Below are 20,527 nucleotides of genomic sequence, written 5' to 3' on the forward strand. Positions count from 1 at the left end.
CGAACGAGGAGGAATCCGTTAGAATGGTCTGTTGACTAATTAATTTTTCTGTACTTCAAAAAACTGCAGCGCATCATTATTGTTTCCTACTAAAAAGTACTCTTTTTGACCATTGTTTATCCATACTAGCTTTTTGGCATCTTTATCAGCAAAGAATCCTATTTCCGCACCTCGCTTGCCGGTAAAAGAACCTTTTCCATCTCCGAGCAAAAGAATACCTGTTCCAGCATCGTTTCTCGGCGTTTCTATCTCTGATACGTATAAATTACCAACAGCAAGAACATCTAATGCTCCATCGCCATTAAAATCCTTTACAAGCATGTCGTTTAGGTTAGATAGCTGCGCCATATTTGGCAAATCTAACATTTTGAATTGACCATTCCCTAAATTCTCGATGTAGACCGAAGCAAAGGTGTCGGCACTATAATGCAAGGAGTTCTTTAATTTTTCTTCTCCGTATACATCTTTCAACTCCATAGACGCAAAAGCATCGTACTTAACAATTTTTTTCTTTAAGTCTGGTACTTGTTCCGAAGAACAAGAGAAACCTCGTAGTGGATAATGTTTTTCTTTGTTGTAATACCCCAGAACGATATCGCTGTTACCGTTGGCATCAAAATCATTATAGTACACGTCAAAAGGTTTGTCTGTGCTCGTTTTGTACTTGTAGTTCAAACCTAAATTACCTGCGATATAATCCATATCACCATCATTATCAAAATCGCCTTGTTCAATACTAAACCACCAGCCCTTTGTTGCATTGAAATTTTCAACATCAGTTATAGTAAGTTTTCCATTATTATTTTCGAAAATGGTTATTGGCATCCATTCGCCTACGACCATTAAATCTAGATCTTTGTCATTATCATAATCGCTCCAAATAGCATCTGAAATCATACCAATATTTAATAATTCTGGAGATAATTGCTCAGTATTATTTGATAGTTGACCGTTATCATTTATGAGCAACATACTAGAAGACGGATTTGGGTATTGCTGTGGTGTATGTCTACCACCAACAAAAAGATCAATATCTCCATCACCATCATAGTCGGCAGATTTCACTACAGACCCACTAATTCTACTCGCATTAAGTATGGCTCCTTTTTTGAACGTTCCATTACCTTCGTTTAAATAGAGTCTGTCAGTATAATGGAAATCATTTTTCGGGTATTCGTTGCCGCCACTTACTACATATAAATCTTTTAATCCGTCGTTATTGATGTCAACAAATAAGGCATCAACATCTTCATAGCCTGCTTCTTTTTGCCAGAATGCAGTCTGACTTTCTTTAAAGTTGCCATCTTTTTGTTGAACGAATAGGATAGGAGCTTGATTTGCCGCACCACCAATGTAGAAATCATCTAGTCCGTCGTTATTAATATCACCTGCAGTTAATGCCGGTCCGAATTGCGATAGTTTATGCGGAAGTAGTACTTGCTTCTCAAAGTCATCGAATTTGTTTTCTTGATGTTGAAATTGAGCAGAGAAAGTCGTTGTTCTATCTGCAAAAAGGTATTTATTTGATTCTTCAGGTTTTTGAGGGGTAGTTTCCGAATCATTAGAAAAAATTTGTAATAACTGATTGGCTTTTATATCCCTTTTTATAGTGGTATTTCCATTAGGCCAAAGAATACTAAGACTATCAATTTTAGTCAAAGAATTTAGACCAAAATGAAGGGTAGACTCACTTGTGGAATAAATGCCACGTACGTTTGTAGATTCTAAAGTTTGAACACCTTGTTTAGTGTAAATGTTTACTCTAGACCCAAAAACTGGTTTGTTAGCTTGGTCTTTCAGGGTTATTCTTATATAGTTTTTGTCAGATTGTGTCTCTGAATTGTTTCTATATAAGAAAGCTTCGTTGTTAATGTTATTGGTAACTAAGTCTAAATCACCATCATTATCAAAATCAGCATAGGCAGAACCGTTAGAAAAAGACTCATCATCTAAGCCCCATTCATTGGAACTGTTTGCAAATTCTAAGTCTCCTTTATTTTTATAAGCATAATTTTTTAATGGTTGGGAAGGAACCATGTTAACCGCTTTTTCAAGATCGACGATATCCCAAATGCTTTTTACATTTTGAGCGTTCGGATTCTTTTGAAGCCATTGAGCTCTGGTCGTATTTATGTAGTTCGTCACATTTTTATCGGCATCTGTATTTCTTATATCTCTTAGGAGTCCGTTTGTGACGTACGTATCTTTAAGGCCATCATTGTCAAAATCGGCAATAAGGTTTGACCAGCTCCAATCGGTTGCTGCCATACCTGTAAATTGAGCAATATTGCTAAAAGTTTCATTGCCATTGTTTAGTTGTAAGGTGTTGTACATATATTGATAACCACCACCATCTTCAACTACTTTCCAGAAAGAGCTAATGTTCATTCCGCTCATGTTAGATTTTAGTCTAAAGTTGTCTTCAGAAACCATATCTAAAACAAATATGTCTAAGTTTTGATCATTATTTATATCGGCAACATCAACGCCCATGCTATAATATGAGGTTTGTTTTAATGCACTCTTTTCAATGCTTGAAAATGTTCCATCTTGGTTGTTTAGAAATAGAAAATCTGGAGCATAAAAATCATTTGCAACATAAAGGTCTGTCCATCCATCATTATTTATATCACTTGCTGAAACTGCATTCGGGAAACCGGTTTTGTTTATTCCTGCATGTCCCGAGACATCTTGAAAAGTAGCTCCATTATTTTTGTATAATTTTAAAGAATATTCAGGTATTAGAAGATTGTTGGCATCATGATATTTAGACAAACTACCTGGGTTCGGTGGTTGTGTTAGTAGAAATAAATCTAGTAGTCCATCTTTGTCATAATCTAAAAATGTAGCATGTCTTGTTCTTTCGGTATTTGCTATTAGAAATTCTTCAGCCTTTTCTTCAAAAGTTCCATCGCCCTTGTTAATGTAGAGTAGGTTTCTTCGCCATGCTGGGTTTTCATCGTACAATTCTCTGCTGACATAGATATCTAAGTGTCCGTCATTGTTAATATCTGCAACAGTTACGCCAGTAGACCATCCATCGAAATTTTTAATACCTGCTTTTGCCGTAATATCCTCAAAAACTAAATTTCCTTTGTTTAAGTACAATTTATCAGGAACCATATTTCCTGCAAAAAAAATATCTTCTAGTCCGTCATTATTAAAATCGCCCACACCAACACCTGCCCCACCGTAAAAATTGGCATACGCGAATATATTTTTGTCCTTGTCGTCTTTAATAATATTGTTGAAATCAATACCAGTTACATCTGATTTAAGTAACGTAAATAGTGTACTGTTGTTCTCTATCTTTTTAGGCGCTTGTTCGCAACATAAAAACAGTGAGGAGCAGAGGTAGAATAAATGCCTGATTTTCATAATTACAAGATACTATTTTAAACAAAAAAAAGGAGAGTTTCCTCCCCTTTTCAAACTCAATAAAAATTAACTCAACGATTATGAGAGGTTTCACTCAAAAACCAAACTTAATTACTGTTATTGCACATCCCACCATACTCTTGTGGTAAGTACATCTGGACCTTGTGCAGCTACTGCAGCTGCATAATTTTCTGCATTTACACTTGCTTCGCTTTCAGAATACGTAAGTCTTCTTGGAATTGTACCACCTGTTTCATTACCTGGGTAATTTACAGGAGTTAATACAGGGAAACCTGTTCTTCTCCAGTTAGAAAAAGTTTCATATTCATTTAAAAATGTAGCTGCCCAATACTGTGTGCTGATCTGCTCGATAGCATTTGCTGCATCGTACGGATTATCTGTTAAGTATGTTGCAATTGCGTCATCTTCTATTATTGCAGCATCGCTAAATAGGGCTAGTTGCTTCATTGCTGCAGTAACACCATTATTGTAATGTGTTTCTGCATCGCCAGCTAAGCCCCAACGTACATTAGCTTCAGCTAGCATGAATTCTACTTCAGCATAGGTTTGAAAAATCATTGGTGCATCAAAACCAGCGAGAATAGCTCTGTTAGGTTCTGCATAATTATCTGTGTTTTCTTCACCAGTTAATTCTAATAATAAAGCACTATCTAATCCATTTGGAAAACCTATTAAATCAGCAACTTCAGTACTACCATCAGATCTTCTTGCCGCAAGAATTGGAAGTCTTGGATCATTACCATCTTTTAGAAAATTGATAAAAGTATCACTCATTCTTGGATTACCGTCGGCATCAAATACTTCAGATATACCATTTCTATTATCTTGGTCATGCTTTAAGAAGAAAATATCTTCGTTTGAAGTCATAACACCGCCTGCAATAGCTTTAGTTGCCCAAGCTTGAGAAGCAGCGGCATCTACTTTTATTAAACGTAAGCCTAAGCGCAACATTAAAGAATTTGCCAATCTTTTCCATTTAGCTTGATCACCACCATAAATAACATCTGCAGCACCAAATTCTGAAGTACCACTAGATAATGCAGCAGCAGATTCTTCCAATTCTTTTAGCATATCTGCATAAATATCACTTTGCTTGTCATATTTAGGAAGAAAAATACCGTCGATTACAGCTTTACCTGCTTCAGAATAAGGAACATCACCATGCAAGTCAGTTATTCTAGAAAAAGCGAATACCCTTAAAATACGAGCAATTGCTTTCATTTCTTCAGGAGATTCTTCTTCATCTAACTGAACAATTAAATCTTGAGCGGTTTTTATGGCATTACCATAATATCTATCTAAAAGAGATGATGCGTAACCTCTGTTCCAAGTATACTTATCTCCAGACCAATATCCTGCTGTTGTTGCAATGTGTTGCATCATTGTTGACTGGTAAATCATACCTGCACGCCAGTTATCATATCGCTCACTAGATATATATTTTTCTAATGCAGTAAGTTTATTAGCTGATGCTATTTGTGCAGATTTCGTTGGATTTACGTTTAGTTCTTCAAACCCGTCATCGCAAGCGCCTACTATAAGCGCCATTATTAATAAAAGAAATACTTTTTTCATTTCGCTTTTTTTTTAAAATTTTAGGTTGATGCTCATACCATAATTTCTTGAAGCTGGAACACCAAAATATTCCAATCCTTGAGAGTTTCCTACAGTGTATGCACTTTCAGGGTCAATATTATCTATGCTTCTAGAAATGTAAAATAAGTTAGAAGCAATGAATGATACATTTACGTTAGTTAAGAATACATTTTCTAAAGCTCTTTTAGGTAATGAATAACCTAAACTAAGTTGTCTGAATTTAATGTAATCTGAATCTTCTACAAATTCTTCGGCAATATCATTGACCTCTCCCCAATAGGTAGATAGATTTTCTGGTGCAACAGTTGTTGTAAATGGTTGATCTGTAGCATTGTCAATACCTGATACTGTCAAGCCTGTTTCTCTACCTTCTGTTGTGATTTTATGAAGACCGTTACCATAAAGAATAGTATTGGTACCTGAGAATATCTGTCCGCCGAATTTACCATCGATTAAAATGTTAAGGCTAAGGTTCTTGTAAGTAAAAGTGTTTGTGAAACCCATTGTTAATGGAGCAACACCTTCACCTAATATTTTACGTTCACCTTCTACAGCTCTTGGTACACCATCGGCATCTATATCATATTTTATAACACCATTGGCATCTCTCTCGTAAGATACACCTATTATGGTACCGTATCTTTCACCAACTCTGTGCGTTATTCTAACATTCTGCGTACGTGGCTCATCTAAGTTTACGTCTGAATCAACGTCATCGGTAGCTACTACTAAACTTTCATTGTATGCCCCATTGATAGAAACATTCCAGCTGAAATTGTCTGTTCTTATTGGGGTACCGCTTACCAAAAATTCAAAACCTTTGTTAGAGACTTCACCAAGGTTTGCACTAGCACCGCCATAACCTGAATATGGAGATGTTGCAACATCTACAATATCATTGGTAGTGTTGTTCTTGTAGTAAGCAAGGTCAAACGATAGTCTGTTATTGAACATGCGTAGGTCTAAACCTATTTCTGTTTCATTTTTACTAAATGCCACTAAGTTTGCATTTGGCACAGTACCGCCGTTTATAGCACCTGTAGGCTGACCTTGTAGAGGAACTCCGAAAATTCCATATGTCAATCCTAATGCATATGGATTTTGAGCTCCACCGGCAACTTCAGAGTAACCACCTCTTAATTTAAGAAAGCTAATGAAATTAGGTAGTTCTAATGCGTCTGAAATGATTAAACTTCCATTAATTGAAGGATAAAAATCATCATTTGGAGTTGTTTTGCCTGGGAAAGATAACGTTGAGAACCAGTCATTTCTTCCTGTAAACGTTACATAGGCCCAACGGTCGTATGATAATTCTATAGATCCGTATAATGAACCAATTTTTCTTTCAGAATATTCTCTGCTTCTTGATTGAGACACCGTATTGCCAATATCTTCTAACCCTGGTACAATAAAATCATTACCTCCAAGAAATAAATTTTCACTTTTTAGATGATTGGTGTTTGCACCTACCAATGCAGATATTGCAAATTTATCTGTTATATCTTTGTCAGCAGCTAAAATAATATCAGCATCTACTTGGTTTGTTCTTCTTTCAGAATCACTGATGCCACCTCTTGGCTTAAAACCAGTTCCAAAAGGTTCAACTTCAGTTCTTCTAATGATATCATTATCAATACCTATTCTACCTGTTAAAGACAACCAATCGGTAAATTCATATCGTAAAGATGTAGAAGCTATGATTCTATTTCTTTGATCTTTTCTTCTAAAATTATAAGCCGAAAAGTATGGGTTGGTAACAAAGGTATTATCAGTAAACTGACGTTCTAAACCGTTCTCATCTGTTGCCGGTAAAAGGGTGGTAACATCTAAATTACCAGGTAATAGACCTGCGGAGAAGTTAGCATTACCTGGACTATCAGATAATCTAGCTCTATTCTGTACTTTTTCAATAATGTATTTCACATTAACACTACTAGTTAATTTTTCAGACATTACAGAGCTTGCGTTTAAAGAAAAAGATTTTCTATTTAAACCGGCGTTTGGTAAAATATCTTCGTTGTTAAGGTCTGAAGCAGAAAGTCTATACGTAAGATTTTCTGAAGCATTCGTTAAAGCAACAGTATTTATAAAGGTTGATCCTGTTCTGTAGAACTTATCGATATTATTACCTGTATAAGAATATGGTCTTGAAACTCCGTCAAATTGAGGTACAAGGCTACCGTCAAATTTTGGTCCCCAAGAGCTGAAACCTGCTTCAAGAGCTCCTGCTTGATTTGCAGGTGTTTCTCCTCTAATTCCTTGTCCGTAATCGGTTTGGTAATCTTGTAATGAAGTGTTTACTTGGTCAAAAGTTACTTGGCTACTTACTTCTACACCAAAACCTTGTTGGTCTTTACCAGATTTGGTAGTAACAATAATAACACCACCTGCAGCACGGGAACCGTAAAGCGCAGATGCGGCACCACCTTTAAGAACAGAAATAGATTCAATGTCGTCTGGGTTTAAGCTAGAAATACCATCACCACCATCAGATCCACCCCACATACTAGCAGCACCATTATTGGCATTGTTAATAGGGATACCATCTACAACATATAAAGGTTGGTTTTCTCCAGAAAGTGAACTTGATCCACGAATAATAACTCTACTAGAACCTGCGGCTCCCGTAGAATTCTGTGAGATGTTAACACCGGCAATCTTACCCTGTAAAGAGTTAATAGCGTTTGGTGTTTTAATAGTTGCAATTTCTTCTCCACCAACCTCGGTTAAAGAATAGCCTAATGCTTTAGTTTCTTTACGAATACCTAAAGCAGTTACCACTACTTCATCTAGTTCGCTTGCATCTTCGGAAATAGAAGTATTTATGGTAGATTTACCATTGACGCTAACTTCTTTAGACTTATACCCTAAAGAAGAGAATACCAATGTTGCATTTGCATCAACGCTAATAACGTAATTTCCATCAAAATCGGTAGAAGTACCGTTAGATGTGCCTTTTTCAACAACGTTTACACCTGGCAAAGGTGATCCTGTATCGTCTGTGACAATACCTGATACGCTTTTAGTCTGACCTGTTACTCCTTGGAAAAAAAGCAGTAAAATAACAGTCAAAAAACTTAAGAATTTTTTGTTCATAAATGATTGAGTTAAGTTAGTTGTATTTAATAAGGGATTAAGGTGAGCTATAATTTGTTGAATGATGAAAAATTTCGACAAATAACTATTGTGAAAAGCTTAACAACGTGTTAACAAAAAGTAAAATTTAAAAAATTAAACAAAAATCAAGGTTTTTGTGAAGCCTTTATTACCTGCCATTGTTCTTCAGTAATTGCAGGTCCATCAAAGAAAGATACTCCGTTTGCACCGTTGCTTTTTGCTTGATTTATAGCTTCTTTTAACTGATTAACAGTCATTTCTGGCACATAAATACCAGTATGTAATTCCGTATTTCTACCTTTTAAATCTTCAACCCCTTGTTTGGTGGCGTACCCGATCCAATCAATTTCTTCATTGTAGAAGACATTATAAATCATTGGTAATACAGCATCTACTTTCCATTTATCCCATCTTTGACGTACCATATGGTCTGCCATTTCTGGATAAGGAAATACTGCTGCAGTCAATATTTTTCCGTTTTCGTGTGTAATTTTATAGGCTTCGTCTACAATAGCCTTTACCTTATTTAATCTGAAATTTTTCCATTCCATATCAATCGCTGGGTTTGTGAAGTCATTCGGATTTTTGTGATGTTCTTTTTCGAACTCAGCCGTACATACATCGCAATAGCAAAAGTCATATTCTGGTAGTTCAGTTTCTTGCTTTAAGTCATATTTAGGTAGCAACCCAATAGGTAAAAAGATGTCTGAGTATCTTATATAATCTAAATGAAAACTAGCTACACCTTCTACTTTTGCCAACCCTTCTATTAAGCCTAGAATATGTTCGCGAGATTCTTTTCTGGTAGGGCAAAGCCATTTGTAATAACCTACATATGGTGGTTCGTCAAAGCAAGATTTGCCATCTCTACTTACCGCATACCATTCTGGGTGTTGTTCTGCGACTTTATCACCAGGGCGATTCATGGTAAACATCCACGCATGAACTTCTAAATTGTGTTTTTTGGCTATTGGTACTAGTCTAGCTAATAGTTCTGGGTCTCCGTACGTGTTAATTAAAATTGCATCTAATCCGTTATCGCCATACTTTTTAAATTCCTCGTCAAATGAGGCATCGGTTCTGGTTTTTTCAGCAGTAATCCATGTCCAAAATTTAAAAGGCTCCTTTTCAACTTCAGCGTTTTCGCTGGTGGTTGTAAATCCTGTTTCTTTTTTTGTTTCACATGAAATATTCAGAGTGAATATAAATAGGGCCAGAAAAGGTAAAAATTTAGTTGTTTTTATCATGGTGGGTTTCAAATTTTCCGTCGGTATGTATGATTAGTTTGTTATTTGTGAAGGGACTTTTTACCCAAAGGTCAAAGCCGAAATTATTTTTTTCCAATTGAGCGATAACCGGTTTACCTTTTATTAGTTTGGGTGCTGTTTGTAGTACTTCATTTTTGGAAGTCCATGCTTTTTCGTTTCCGCTAAAAATACCTCTGTAAAGCTCATACATATACCACTTAATATGGTCATCTTCCGGTATTGTAAATTCAGCTTTATTTGAGTCTTTATTAAAATAAACATAACCCCATCGTTCTGGTTCGTGCATATTTATGACTTCTTGTGTTGACCATACCCAGTTGTATTCTGGTAGATATTTACCTGCACTGTCTTTTTTTCGAGAATACTTGCCATTTTGCAAATCGTAATCCCAATTCACTCTCGAAAAATTTATTCTCCAATACTCATTTCCTGGTACATGAGGTTTTCCGCCGGGTGCAGTGTTGAACGACCATGGTATTGCGATTTCTATAGACCAACCTTCATCAATATCAGAAGCATTGTTTAAGGTGCCGTTTACCTGTACTGCTGTTTGTATTCCTTTAAAATCCCATCCATCAGTTATATGACCGTTGTTTCTATAGGGTTTAGATAGGTAAAGATCCCAAATTGTATTTAAGGCATTCATTTCAAATTCGTAGTAATTATGCGTGTCACCGTCTGGGTCAAGAAAGATTTCAAAATCATTATTGTAAAATATTATAGTGTCCTTTTCTTTTAAAGTTCCCCAAACATGTGGTTCCTTCAATTCAGCAAAAAAGTAGATGTTCGTATCGTCCCATAGCATTTTAAACTTTGTTTCATAAGTTGGTTTTTTAACGCCTTCAATATCTATAAATGAGCTAGACCAAGATGTTTTTTGCCATGAATGTTCATCCATTTTGCCATCTATCGTAATATTTTCTTCGGTATTCTGCGCTTCGTAAGTACGCGGTGTTTTTTGAGCTGCCATTGATATGGCACCTAGGTACAGTAAAAACAATAGCAGGGCAACTGCTTTTTTTGACTTCATTGAATTTTTATTGATGATTGCCATAACGTTATTTTTAATGTGGGGATTATTTTTTGCTAATATCCATTTCTCCAGTTAATACAACACTTAGAGTTGAATGATGTTAGGTAAGTCAATCCTTTTACTTTAATTTGTTCTACCCTTTGGTTGAATTTAATATTACAAGTCGATACGATTTGGCTACTAATCTCATTTTAATAAATGGGATTATGCTATTGTTGTTTTTCAGTATTTTTAGCAATGATTACTATTTACGTAATCTAAACAGTCACGTGAAATATTTTTAAAATATTGGTTAATCTGAATAATTTTAGCCTAACAACTAAAGATTGATGCTCAACGTCAAATTAAGTTATAAAACAGAAGTGTATTTAGCCTATGGATATTAGATTACGGAAGTTTTTAAGTATGCCTAAATTCTTTGGTACCAGTGAAATTAAACTCTGGCACCATGTTTTGTTTTGGTCGGTCTACTTCGTTTTTAATACTTTTCGGTGGAGTTTTATTCACAACGATTTTCTACTTTCTTTACGTACCAATTTAATAGGCTTTCCTATACATATGTTTTTGGCGTATTTAAATGCCTATTATTTAATGCCAAAGTTCATATATACCAAAAAATACGTGCAGTATACCGTGTATATATTTTTGGCTTTGGTAGTTATGCTTTTATTTAAGTACAACCTTACTTATTATTTGGTGAGTACAGATGTTATGCCAGAAGCAAATGAAGTTATAGACACACTTACAGTTGGCTATGCAGTACAAACTATGATTGGTGAAGTATATGTAATATCATTTTTTACCGCTATTAAGTTAACTGTCGATTGGCTTAGAGAAAGTACTAAACTACACGATTTAGAAAAGAGACAATTAAAAACTGAACTTCGTTTTTTACGTTCTCAGGTTTCTCCGCATTTCTTTTTTAATACTTTAAATAACATCTATTCTTTAACGCTAGAAAAATCTGACCAGGCACCAGAAGTTATTTTAAAATTGTCTGAGCTGATGCGTTATTTATTATATGCAACAAAAAAGCAACGACAAGATTTAACCAGCGAAATTAATTGTATTAGAAATTACATAGATTTGGAACGCATTAGGTTCGATGACTCTTTGAAGATCGATATGAATATTTCTGGTGACCTTGTTAATTGTAAAATACCGCCCATGTTACTTATTCCTCTTATAGAAAATTGCTTTAAGCATGGGGCAAGTAAGAATATTGGGGAAATGAAAATAAAAATTGATGTAAAGGTTGAAGATGGTTTTATGGATTTTAAAGTGTCGAATTCTATACCTAATGTCAATAAAGAGTATGTTTATCCGGTAAAAAGAGGTGGTATAGGTCTATCTAATGTAAAAAAGCGTTTAGAGTTAGGCTATGGTAAAAGTGATTATGATTTGCGGATATTCGAAGAGAATAAAATGTTCAATGTTTTTTTAAAGCTTAAGGTGATATGATTTTGAAAGTGATAGTTGTAGATGATGAACCGTTAGCAGTAAATGTGCTTAAAAATTATATAGAGAGAGTTAAAGAATTGCAATTAGAAGGCACCTTTTCAAACGCACTGGATGCATCTACTTTTTTAAGGGACAACCAAGTTGATATTATGTTCTTGGATATTAATATGCCCTTTCTTGACGGATTGGAATTTTTGAGTACCCTACATAAAAAACCATTTGTTATTATGACAACGGCACATGAAGAGCATGCATTGAAGAGCTTTGAACTTGAGGCCATAGATTATTTGGTAAAGCCTATTTCATTACCTCGCTTTTTTAAATCTGTAGATCGTGTAATTGGTTTAAAGAGAGGATTAGGCAATGGTTCTTCAGATAAAGATGAGAAACCATCAATTTTCGTTAAGGTCGATAAAAAGAAACTTCAGAAAATATATCTTGAAGAGATTATGGTGATAGAAAGTCTAAAAGATTATATCAGAATCATTACCCCGACCGCAAAATATATCATTCATAGTACGCTGAGTAGTTTTACAGATGAACTACCTGGTGATAATTTTCTTAGAATTCATAGATCGTACACCATTGCGGTAGATAAGGTTAGTGTTGTTGAAGGTAATAGTGTTGAAATTGGCGGTATTAGATATACTATTGGTAGAAGCTATTTGTCAGATGCAAAAAGTAGAATATTAAATGATTTAACGGATTAGGATTTTTACTGTGAGCGAACCTTTTAAATTTAAACAGTTCAGTGTCAACCAAGATCGCTGTGCCATGAAAATTGGTACGGACGGAGTTCTTTTAGGTGCTTGGGCAAATGTCGAAAATAAGCCAGAATCTATTCTTGATATCGGCGCTGGTACAGGTGTTGTTTCTTTAATGTTAGCGCAAAGATGCTTTGCCGAAGTCATGGATGCCATAGAAATTGATGCAGATACCTATGAGCAATGTGTTGAGAATTTTGAATTATCGCCATGGGGAGATCGATTATATTGCTATCATGCCGGTTTAGATGAATTCGTCGATGAAATTGAAGATCAATATGAACTGATTGTGTGTAACCCACCTTTTTATGCTGAAACCGTAACTTCAGGTAATCTGCAGCGGGATCAAGCACGACAAAATGAGTTTCTCCCTTTTAACGAGCTTCTCGATGGAGTTTCGAAATTGTTAACAGAAAACGGACAGTTCGCTACCATTATTCCTTTTAAGGAAAAAGAGGCATTTGTGCATATGGCGGCAGACTTAGGTCTGTTTCCAAAAGAATGTCTTCATGTGAAAGGGAACCCGAGCGCAGAAATAAAACGTGTGTTATTGGCGTTCGCTAGAGTAGAGCAAGAATGTAATACTACCGAGTTGGTCATTGAAACAGATAGGCATGTCTATACTGCTGATTATGTGGACCTGACTAAAGCGTTTTATTTAAAAATGTAACTTTAGTCTTGCATAATGTTATATTCCTTTATTTATCTTTGATAAAAGCATTGTTATGAGACCAGATTTATTTGAAGCACCAGATTACTACAATTTAGATGATTTACTTTCTGAAGAACATTTATTAGTTCGTGATGCCGCACGCCAATGGGTGAAGCGAGATGTATCTCCAATAATTGAAGAATATGCTCAAAAGGCAGAATTTCCAAAGCAAATCATAAAAGGTCTTGCCGAAATAGGTGCTTTTGGTCCATATATTCCTGAGGAATACGGTGGTGCTGGTCTTGATCAGATCAGTTACGGACTCATCATGCAAGAAATTGAGAGGGGAGATAGTGGTGTCCGTTCTACAGCATCGGTACAATCTTCTTTGGTGATGTATCCTATTTTTACATACGGTACTGAAGAGCAACGTAAAAAATACTTACCAAAATTAGCATCTGGTGAATGGATGGGTTCTTTCGGGTTAACCGAGCCTAACCATGGTTCTAACCCTAGTGGTATGGAGAGCAAGTATAAAGATATGGGTGATCATTATCTTTTGAACGGTGCTAAACTTTGGATATCAAATTCACCTTTCTGTGATATTGCCGTAGTATGGGCAAAGAATGAACAAGGTCGTATTCACGGTTTAATCGTGGAACGTGGAATGGAAGGTTTTACCACACCAGAAACACATAACAAATGGTCTTTAAGAGCATCGGCAACAGGAGAATTGATTTTTGATAACGTAAAAGTTCCGAAAGAAAATCTTTTGCCAAATAAATCTGGATTAGGAGCACCACTAGGATGTTTAGATTCTGCAAGATTCGGTATTGCTTGGGGTGCAATCGGTGCAGCGATGGATTGTTATGATACCGCATTAAGATATGCAAAAGAACGTGTGCAATTCGGTAAGCCTATTGCAGCAACACAATTGCAACAAAAGAAATTAGCAGAAATGATTACCGAAATCACCAAGGCGCAATTATTGGCATTCAGGTTGGGACAATTGAAAAATCAAGGTAAAGCGACTACTGCTCAAATATCAATGGCGAAAAGAAACAATGTTGAGATGGCTATAAAGATAGCTCGTGAAGCAAGACAGGTATTAGGCGGTATGGGTATTACTGGTGAATATAGCATTATGCGCCACATGATGAACTTAGAAAGTGTTATTACATATGAAGGCACTCATGATATTCATTTGCTAATTACTGGTGCAGATATTACAGGAATGCCAGCTTTTCAATAATGTAACGGTTTGGTATAATTGCCTTAACATAGAATAAAGAACGTACTTATACCTTTGAACAGTGCGTGTAAGATGTGTGCATGTTTTTTGGATAAAAGCTTAAGCCGATGGGAGCATCGGCTTTTTTATGCCTTTATTTTAGCTCGACAGGAATTTAGAAAACCATTTTCCAGATTCTTTGACTGTTCTTTTTAGTGTTTTAAAATCGATATGTACCAATCCGAATCTTGGATGATAACCTTCTGCCCATTCAAAGTTATCTGTAAAGGTCCAAACGAAATATCCGTGTATATTTAAGCCTTCTTGTTTCGCTTTTAGCACTTCACTCAAATAGCGTTGTAGAAAATTTAATCGGTCTTTGTCAGATATAATCTCTCCTTCAATAGTGTCTTCAAAAGCAGCGCCATTTTCGGTAATGATTATTTTTTTTATCTGAGTATACGCTCCGAATTTCTTGATCATATTGTATATGCTAGGTGGGTACACCTCCCAATCCATCAACGTAGTTTCTACATTTCGTTTGCTAGCTTTTACAATCTTAGCTCTTATGTAGGGTACCAAAAGACTGTACTTTACTTTTTCTCGAGTATAGTTTTGTATTCCGATAAAATCAAAATCGAATATGCAATTTTCCATATCGGTCGGTTGAATGTAAGGCTGCAATTTTTTTAATACTGGGGCTTCTTTTGTAGGGTAGCCCAACCCAAGAGCTGGTTCTATAAATAAACGATTAAGCAAAGCATCGACCATTATCGCAGTTTTTTGATCTCGCCTATTCTGTCTATACGGGGTAATTTGTGAGCATGAAAATGTAGTGCCTATTTGAGCATCGGGCACTAATTTTCTAAGTATTCGACCGCCTGCTGCCTGACATAGAACTGCGTGGTGTGCGGCAGGTAGAAAATTCTTTAGTCCTTTTTTACCTGGTGCATGCACACCTAAAAAATATCCAGCTCCTGTAAATACCATGGGCTCGTTCAAGACCATCCAATGTTTAACTCGGTCGCCAAAAGCATCAGCACACACTTGTGTAAATTCTGAAAACCAGGTTGTGATTTCCCTATTTGTCCATCCTCCTTTATTTTCTAGTATCTGAGGTAGATCCCAATGATATAATGTCACCCAAGGGGTAATTTCGTTTTCTAGACAAAAGTCTATTACCTTATTATAGAAATCTACACCCGCGGCATTTATGGTTCCGACGCCATAAGGTAAAATTCTGGTCCATGATATTGAGAAGCGGTAATTATCAATATTCATGGACTTCATTAAAAGAATATCTTCTTTGTACTTATTATAAAAGTCGCAAGTGACATTTGCTTGATCTCCGTTATGAATCATTTTCGGGTTGTCGGTAAATTTGTCCCAAATGGAGCGACCTTTCCCGTCTGCGTCATGACCACCTTCAATTTGATATGCTGCAGTCGATACGCCCCATGTAAAATCGTCACCAAAGTCTGATGCATTCAAAAAGGGCTCTTTTTGTTCTTTCAATTGAATTGGGCTTTTTTAGCGAATGACTAGAGATGCTTCCAGAAGTTTTGAAACGATTTCATCTGTAATATCTGGGTAATTTACGGGTACAATAGTATCCGTATCTAACCAATGTTTCAGTTTAGCTAAGTGCTTTTTTTTGAGCGATTTAATTACCGGAACTCCCATTTCTGAAAGTGCAGCGGCATTACATTGCTGCTCGTATTGCCCTTTCATGGGTATGACCAGTAATTTTTTTTGCATGAAAAGACTTTCTGCAGGAGTTTCAAAACCGGCTCCACATAAGACACCTTTACTTGATGCCATACTTTTTACAAAGGCTTCATTGGTAATGGGTTTTATATGAATGTTATTGCTAAAATATTCATAGGTATTGTGTTTCGAAAACACCTCCCATTTTGTGCTTTTCATCTTGCTTAAAAAGCGCAATAATTTTTCATCACTATACGAGGGTAAATACACCGTATAATGTTCACCTTTTGAAACTGTACCAGTACGAATATCGCTTCTAATTATAGGTGTATATACGTTTGCTTCGTACGGTTTAAAATGAAGTCCGAATTGATGGCTTGTAGGTGCGTAGTTATTCAAAATCCATTTGCCCATTCTGTCTTTCTTCTTAGGCTTAGGAGCCAAATTGGATAAAACTGCCGCTTGGTGACTAAAACTATAACAAGGCTTGTTTTTTAACTTACATGCCCATGCTGTTACCGGTTCAAAATCATTTATGATGAGGTCGTATTCTTCTACAGGTATGCTTTTAATTTCTTTCTGTAAACGAATGGAGTTGGCTTTGTAATAGGTTTTCCAGACATCCACACCTCCTTTTTTTCCGAAGATGAAACTTAGCCCTTTTAATTGATATTTAATAGGGTAGGGCAACTTAATATCGGCTTGTATGCCGCTTACCAAAATATCTAACGAAATGTTGTGTTTTAAAAGCGCAGGGATAACATCTCGTGCTCTACTTAAATGTCCGTTGCCAGTACCTTGTATTGCGTATAATACTTTCATTTGGTTTGTTGGGTCATTCCACAAATTCTAAACTCTTGTAATAGGCTTTCGAAAAGTTCTGCCTTTTCTAGGACAAAGGTTTCTTCTTTACTATCTTCTTGATGGTCTATAGTAAGTTGGTCTTCTAAATATGAATACAATTTCCACTTGCCCTTATGGTATTCTAGTGCGGTTAAATTCTCGATCCAGTCTCCTGAATTTAAATAGGTAACCTCGCCTTTATCCGTTTTTATTTTACGAATTTCTGGTTGGTGAATATGTCCGCATATCACATAGTCATATCCATTTTCAATAGCGATATCGGCAGCAATCTGCTCAAAATCATTTATAAACTTAACGGCAGATTTTACACTGTTCTTTATCTTTTTCGACATAGAAATGGGACCTCTGCCTATTTTCTTGCTAGCGAAGTTAATACCTCTATTTAGTAGAATTAAAGAGTCGTACCCCTTTGCACCAAGCTTGGCAACCCATTTACTATGTTGCATGGTGACATCAAAAACATCACCATGAAAAATCCATGCTTTTTTATCTTCAAGCGGAATCACCATTTTATTGACAATACTTAATGACCCCATACTATTGCCGGAAAATTTACGCAACAATTCATCATGGTTACCTGTAATATAATGTACAGGTACACCTTTGGCTACCCACTCTAATAAAAGCTTAATTACCTTCATGTGAGATTTTGGAAAATAACGCTTGCTAAATTGCCAAATATCTATAATATCACCATTAAGAATGACTTCTTTTGGCTTTATAGATTTCATGTATTTTAAAAGCTCTTTAGCGTGGCAGCCATATGTTCCTAAATGAACATCAGAAATGACCACAATGTCAACTGGTCTTTTTTTCATAAAATGATTGGAGGTTTTTACCTGAAGATTTTGAAATATTAATTAGGGGTAGATTGACCTCCAACTTGGTATTATTTGCAAGAAGGGCATTTGAGAAAACGGTCAATTCAATAGATTTCATGTACTGAAACATATGACCGTAAAGTTTCAAAAAATATGAGAATAGATGCGTTACTGCTAACTTATTTTTGAGTTACCACATTGTTAAGTATTTGAATTTTAATGCGATATTGGTTAACTATTTCTTTACCAATCTCACCTTAACAGATTTGCTTATTGGTGTTTTGCTTCTGTCTGCAAAATGGTTGTAAGGCACTAATACATTGGTTTCTGGAAAATAAGATGCCAAATTGCCTGATGGAATATTGTAAGGTACTACCTTAAAGTTATGGGCAACTCGAATAGTTTCATCATAAGTACTGGTGATATCGACTACATCTAGTTTTTTGAGTCCGATGGCTTTCATATCATTAATATTCATGAAAATAACACGTCTTGCATTATAGACACCTCTATAACGATCATCAAGACCATAAATGGTGGTATTGAATTGATCATGCGAGCGTATGGTCATTAACATGTACTCATCTTTTGCCAATTTGTGCTCGGGTAATTTATTGACTGAAAACTGTGCTTTTCCGTTTGGTAGCATGCTAAAATCTAACTCACGTACATTGTTTGGTAAATAGTAACCTGCGCCTACAGAACGTTCTTCTGTTTTGCTGAAACCCTTGGCTACTTGATCTATTTGTGTTCTGATCAATTCATAATCATTACCCAACAATTTCCAGTTCATAGAATGGCTGTCTCCAAAATATGCATGTCCCATATTTGCGATAATCTCTGGTTCGCTCATTATGGTGTCCGCAGCAGGTTTTAAAATTCCTTTAGAACGTTTTACGCGTCCCATACTGTTTTCTACCGTAAAATGGCGGGGCTTGCCATTTTTCATATCTTTTTCGGATCTGCCAATAGTAGGGAGAATAAGTGCTGTTTTGCCAGTAATTAAATGTGTGCGATTTAGTTTCGTACTAACTTGAACCGTAAGATTACAATTTTGAATACCCTTAGCTGTATATTCAGTGTCAGAAGCAGCCATTAAAAAGTTACCGCCTAAAGACATAAATACTTTAGCCTTGCCTTCATACATAGCTTTCAACGTACCTACCACATCTACACCTTCATGCTCTGGTGGGGTAAAACCTAAATATTCTTTAATACGTTCGTTCATTGCCTTATCAACAAAATGCTGAATACCAACACTACGGTCACCTTGTACATTACTATGCCCGCGTACCGGGCATGTACCGGCATTAGGTTTGCCTATGGCACCTTTTAATAAAAGAAGGTTTATAAATTCCCTTATATTCTCTACGCCGTTTTTATGTTGTGTAAGCCCCATAGCCCAACACACTATAATTTTAGATTTGCTCGCTAATAACGCTACAGTTTCATTAATTTTTTCTTCGGATACGCCAGTTTGTGCTAATAGTTCTTCGGATGAATAATTCTTAAGATCAGCAATTAAAGACTCAAATCCCTCAGTATATTTTTCGATAAAGGCGTGGTCAAATACATCTTTTGATTGTTCATCTAAAGCAACTAATTTCTTAAGAATTAATTTTACCAACGGGATGTCTTGGTTGATATTGACCGGCAAATGAATATCTGCCATATCTTCACCGCCACCGATCCATCCGCCAAGATGTTGCGGATTTTTAAAATTTACCAATCCAGATTCTTCAAGCGGATTAATACTAATCACCTTACCGCCATTCTGTTTGCATTTTTCTAATGCAGATAACATTCTTGGATGGTTGGTACCTGGATTTTGACCGGCAATTAAAATCACCTCAGCTTCATAAAGATCTTCTAAAGTGGTAGATCCTTTACCAATACCTAGAGTTTCGCCTAATGCAACACCACTACTTTCATGGCACATATTAGAGCAGTCGGGTAAATTATTAGTGCCTAAAGCACGTGCAAACATTCCGTATAAAAAGGCTGCCTCGTTACTAGACCTACCAGAGGTGTAGAAAATAGCCTCGTCTGGATTATTTAATTTTTTTAATTCTGATGCAATTAAATCAAAAGCAGCTTGCCAAGAGATAGGTTCATAATGAACACTGCCAGGTTTTAAAATCAATGGTTCTACTAAACGACCAAATTTGTTTAGTTCGTAGTCGGTTAATTGAGACAATTCTTCAACCGAGTTCTTTTGAAAGAAACTGGCTCCGATTTTTTCTGTGGTAGCTTCATCGCCTAGAGCTTTTGCGCCATTTTCGCAATATTCGGCTACGGGTGAAGGATGTTCTGGATCAGGCCATGCGCAACTAGGGCAATCGAAACCGTCTTTCTGATTCATGCTAAGCAACGTTCGCATGGATCTAAGAACGCCCATTTCTTTAAAAGTATGTTTTAAAGCTTCACGAACACCGAGATACCCTGCGGCATGCGTAATGGGGTCTTTTAATTCAATATCTAAAAATTCTTCTGAGCCTCTAAATGAAACGTTGCGTTCGGTTTTTGCATCCATACTATAAACTTAGTAATTGTTATAGTAACGAGTGTACTCAAATTCATTAAAACTGTCCTGAAATTTATAAAATATACTTGA

13 protein-coding genes are annotated in these 20,527 nt (G+C 36.0%); 4 read left to right on the top strand and 9 right to left on the bottom strand.

Translation table 11 applies throughout. The features are described 5' to 3' along the window. Window positions 1-39: 39 nt before the first annotated feature. The 5 genes from CLV90_RS03940 to CLV90_RS03960 all read right to left on the bottom strand — a co-directional run bounded on the left by CLV90_RS03940 (window position 40) and on the right by CLV90_RS03960 (window position 10,410). Window positions 40-3,378, bottom strand: a complete 3,339-nt coding sequence (locus CLV90_RS03940; RefSeq protein ID WP_133686203.1) for a VCBS repeat-containing protein — start codon at window positions 3,376-3,378, stop codon at window positions 40-42. A gap of 117 nt (window positions 3,379-3,495) precedes the next feature. Continuing rightward, on the bottom strand, window positions 3,496-4,974 hold the full coding sequence (locus CLV90_RS03945) for a SusD/RagB family nutrient-binding outer membrane lipoprotein (protein WP_133686204.1): 1,479 nt from the start codon (window positions 4,972-4,974) through the stop codon (window positions 3,496-3,498). Between the two features lie 12 nt (window positions 4,975-4,986). After that, window positions 4,987-8,091 (bottom strand): SusC/RagA family TonB-linked outer membrane protein, encoded by a 3,105-nt coding sequence (locus tag CLV90_RS03950; RefSeq protein ID WP_133686205.1) that lies wholly within the window; start codon window positions 8,089-8,091, stop codon window positions 4,987-4,989. 146 nt (window positions 8,092-8,237) lie between these two features. Next, entirely contained in the window at window positions 8,238-9,359 is a 1,122-nt protein-coding gene (locus CLV90_RS03955) for a family 10 glycosylhydrolase (RefSeq protein WP_133686206.1), read from the bottom strand. Continuing rightward, window positions 9,343-10,410 (bottom strand): carbohydrate-binding family 9-like protein, encoded by a 1,068-nt coding sequence (locus CLV90_RS03960; RefSeq protein ID WP_133686207.1) that lies wholly within the window; start codon window positions 10,408-10,410, stop codon window positions 9,343-9,345. Before CLV90_RS03960 ends, CLV90_RS03955 begins: the two co-directional genes overlap by 17 nt. 408 nt (window positions 10,411-10,818) lie before the next feature. On the opposite strand from CLV90_RS03960, the gene CLV90_RS03965 reads away from it, so the two are divergent. The 4 genes from CLV90_RS03965 (at window position 10,819) to CLV90_RS03980 (ending at window position 14,542) form a co-directional block, all read left to right on the top strand. Continuing rightward, a complete protein-coding gene (locus CLV90_RS03965; RefSeq protein ID WP_166638531.1) occupies window positions 10,819-11,874 on the top strand; it encodes a sensor histidine kinase in 1,056 nt (351 codons plus the stop codon). Beyond that, on the top strand, window positions 11,871-12,584 hold the full coding sequence (locus CLV90_RS03970; RefSeq protein ID WP_133686209.1) for a LytR/AlgR family response regulator transcription factor: 714 nt from the start codon (window positions 11,871-11,873) through the stop codon (window positions 12,582-12,584). Before CLV90_RS03965 ends, CLV90_RS03970 begins: the two co-directional genes overlap by 4 nt. A gap of 64 nt (window positions 12,585-12,648) precedes the next feature. Continuing rightward, on the top strand, window positions 12,649-13,308 hold the full coding sequence (locus tag CLV90_RS03975; RefSeq protein WP_243835256.1) for a tRNA1(Val) (adenine(37)-N6)-methyltransferase: 660 nt from the start codon (window positions 12,649-12,651) through the stop codon (window positions 13,306-13,308). Between the two features lie 55 nt (window positions 13,309-13,363). Further along, window positions 13,364-14,542, top strand: coding sequence for an acyl-CoA dehydrogenase family protein (locus tag CLV90_RS03980; protein WP_133686211.1), 1,179 nt, complete (start codon window positions 13,364-13,366; stop codon window positions 14,540-14,542). Window positions 14,543-14,680: 138 nt separating this feature from the next. Here the strand turns inward: CLV90_RS03980 and CLV90_RS03985 are convergent, their stop codons facing one another. The 4 genes from CLV90_RS03985 to CLV90_RS04000 all read right to left on the bottom strand — a co-directional run bounded on the left by CLV90_RS03985 (window position 14,681) and on the right by CLV90_RS04000 (window position 20,446). Beyond that, on the bottom strand, window positions 14,681-16,036 hold the full coding sequence (locus CLV90_RS03985) for a GH1 family beta-glucosidase (protein ID WP_208295089.1): 1,356 nt from the start codon (window positions 16,034-16,036) through the stop codon (window positions 14,681-14,683). Between the two features lie 15 nt (window positions 16,037-16,051). Then, a complete protein-coding gene (locus CLV90_RS03990) occupies window positions 16,052-17,050 on the bottom strand; it encodes a glycosyltransferase family protein (RefSeq protein WP_133686212.1) in 999 nt (332 codons plus the stop codon). Next, window positions 17,047-17,910, bottom strand: a complete 864-nt coding sequence (locus CLV90_RS03995; RefSeq protein ID WP_133686213.1) for a UDP-2,3-diacylglucosamine diphosphatase — start codon at window positions 17,908-17,910, stop codon at window positions 17,047-17,049. The genes CLV90_RS03990 and CLV90_RS03995 overlap by 4 nt, the downstream gene beginning before the upstream one ends. Window positions 17,911-18,148: 238 nt before the next feature. After that, window positions 18,149-20,446, bottom strand: a complete 2,298-nt coding sequence (locus CLV90_RS04000) for an FdhF/YdeP family oxidoreductase (protein WP_133686214.1) — start codon at window positions 20,444-20,446, stop codon at window positions 18,149-18,151. Window positions 20,447-20,527 lie beyond the last annotated feature (81 nt).

This window comes from Maribacter spongiicola (assembly GCF_004364165.1).
Classification (GTDB): Bacteria; Bacteroidota; Bacteroidia; order Flavobacteriales; family Flavobacteriaceae; genus Maribacter; species Maribacter spongiicola.

Bases quoted from the DNA above. Each gene is read 5' to 3' on its own strand.
- CLV90_RS03940 (WP_133686203.1), bottom strand. From the start codon at position 3,378: ATGAAAATCAGGCATTTATTCTACCTCTGCTCCTCACTGTTTTTATGT.
- CLV90_RS03970 (WP_133686209.1), top strand. From the start codon at position 11,871: ATGATTTTGAAAGTGATAGTTGTAGATGATGAACCGTTAGCAGTAAAT.
- CLV90_RS03965 (WP_166638531.1), top strand. From the start codon at position 10,819: ATGCCTAAATTCTTTGGTACCAGTGAAATTAAACTCTGGCACCATGTT.
- CLV90_RS03990 (WP_133686212.1), bottom strand. From the start codon at position 17,050: ATGAAAGTATTATACGCAATACAAGGTACTGGCAACGGACATTTAAGT.
- CLV90_RS03975 (WP_243835256.1), top strand. From the start codon at position 12,649: ATGAAAATTGGTACGGACGGAGTTCTTTTAGGTGCTTGGGCAAATGTC.
- CLV90_RS03980 (WP_133686211.1), top strand. From the start codon at position 13,364: ATGAGACCAGATTTATTTGAAGCACCAGATTACTACAATTTAGATGAT.
- CLV90_RS03950 (WP_133686205.1), bottom strand. From the start codon at position 8,091: ATGAACAAAAAATTCTTAAGTTTTTTGACTGTTATTTTACTGCTTTTT.
- CLV90_RS03955 (WP_133686206.1), bottom strand. From the start codon at position 9,359: ATGATAAAAACAACTAAATTTTTACCTTTTCTGGCCCTATTTATATTC.
- CLV90_RS03995 (WP_133686213.1), bottom strand. From the start codon at position 17,910: ATGAAAAAAAGACCAGTTGACATTGTGGTCATTTCTGATGTTCATTTA.
- CLV90_RS03945 (WP_133686204.1), bottom strand. From the start codon at position 4,974: ATGAAAAAAGTATTTCTTTTATTAATAATGGCGCTTATAGTAGGCGCT.
- CLV90_RS04000 (WP_133686214.1), bottom strand. From the start codon at position 20,446: ATGGATGCAAAAACCGAACGCAACGTTTCATTTAGAGGCTCAGAAGAA.
- CLV90_RS03960 (WP_133686207.1), bottom strand. From the start codon at position 10,410: ATGAAGTCAAAAAAAGCAGTTGCCCTGCTATTGTTTTTACTGTACCTA.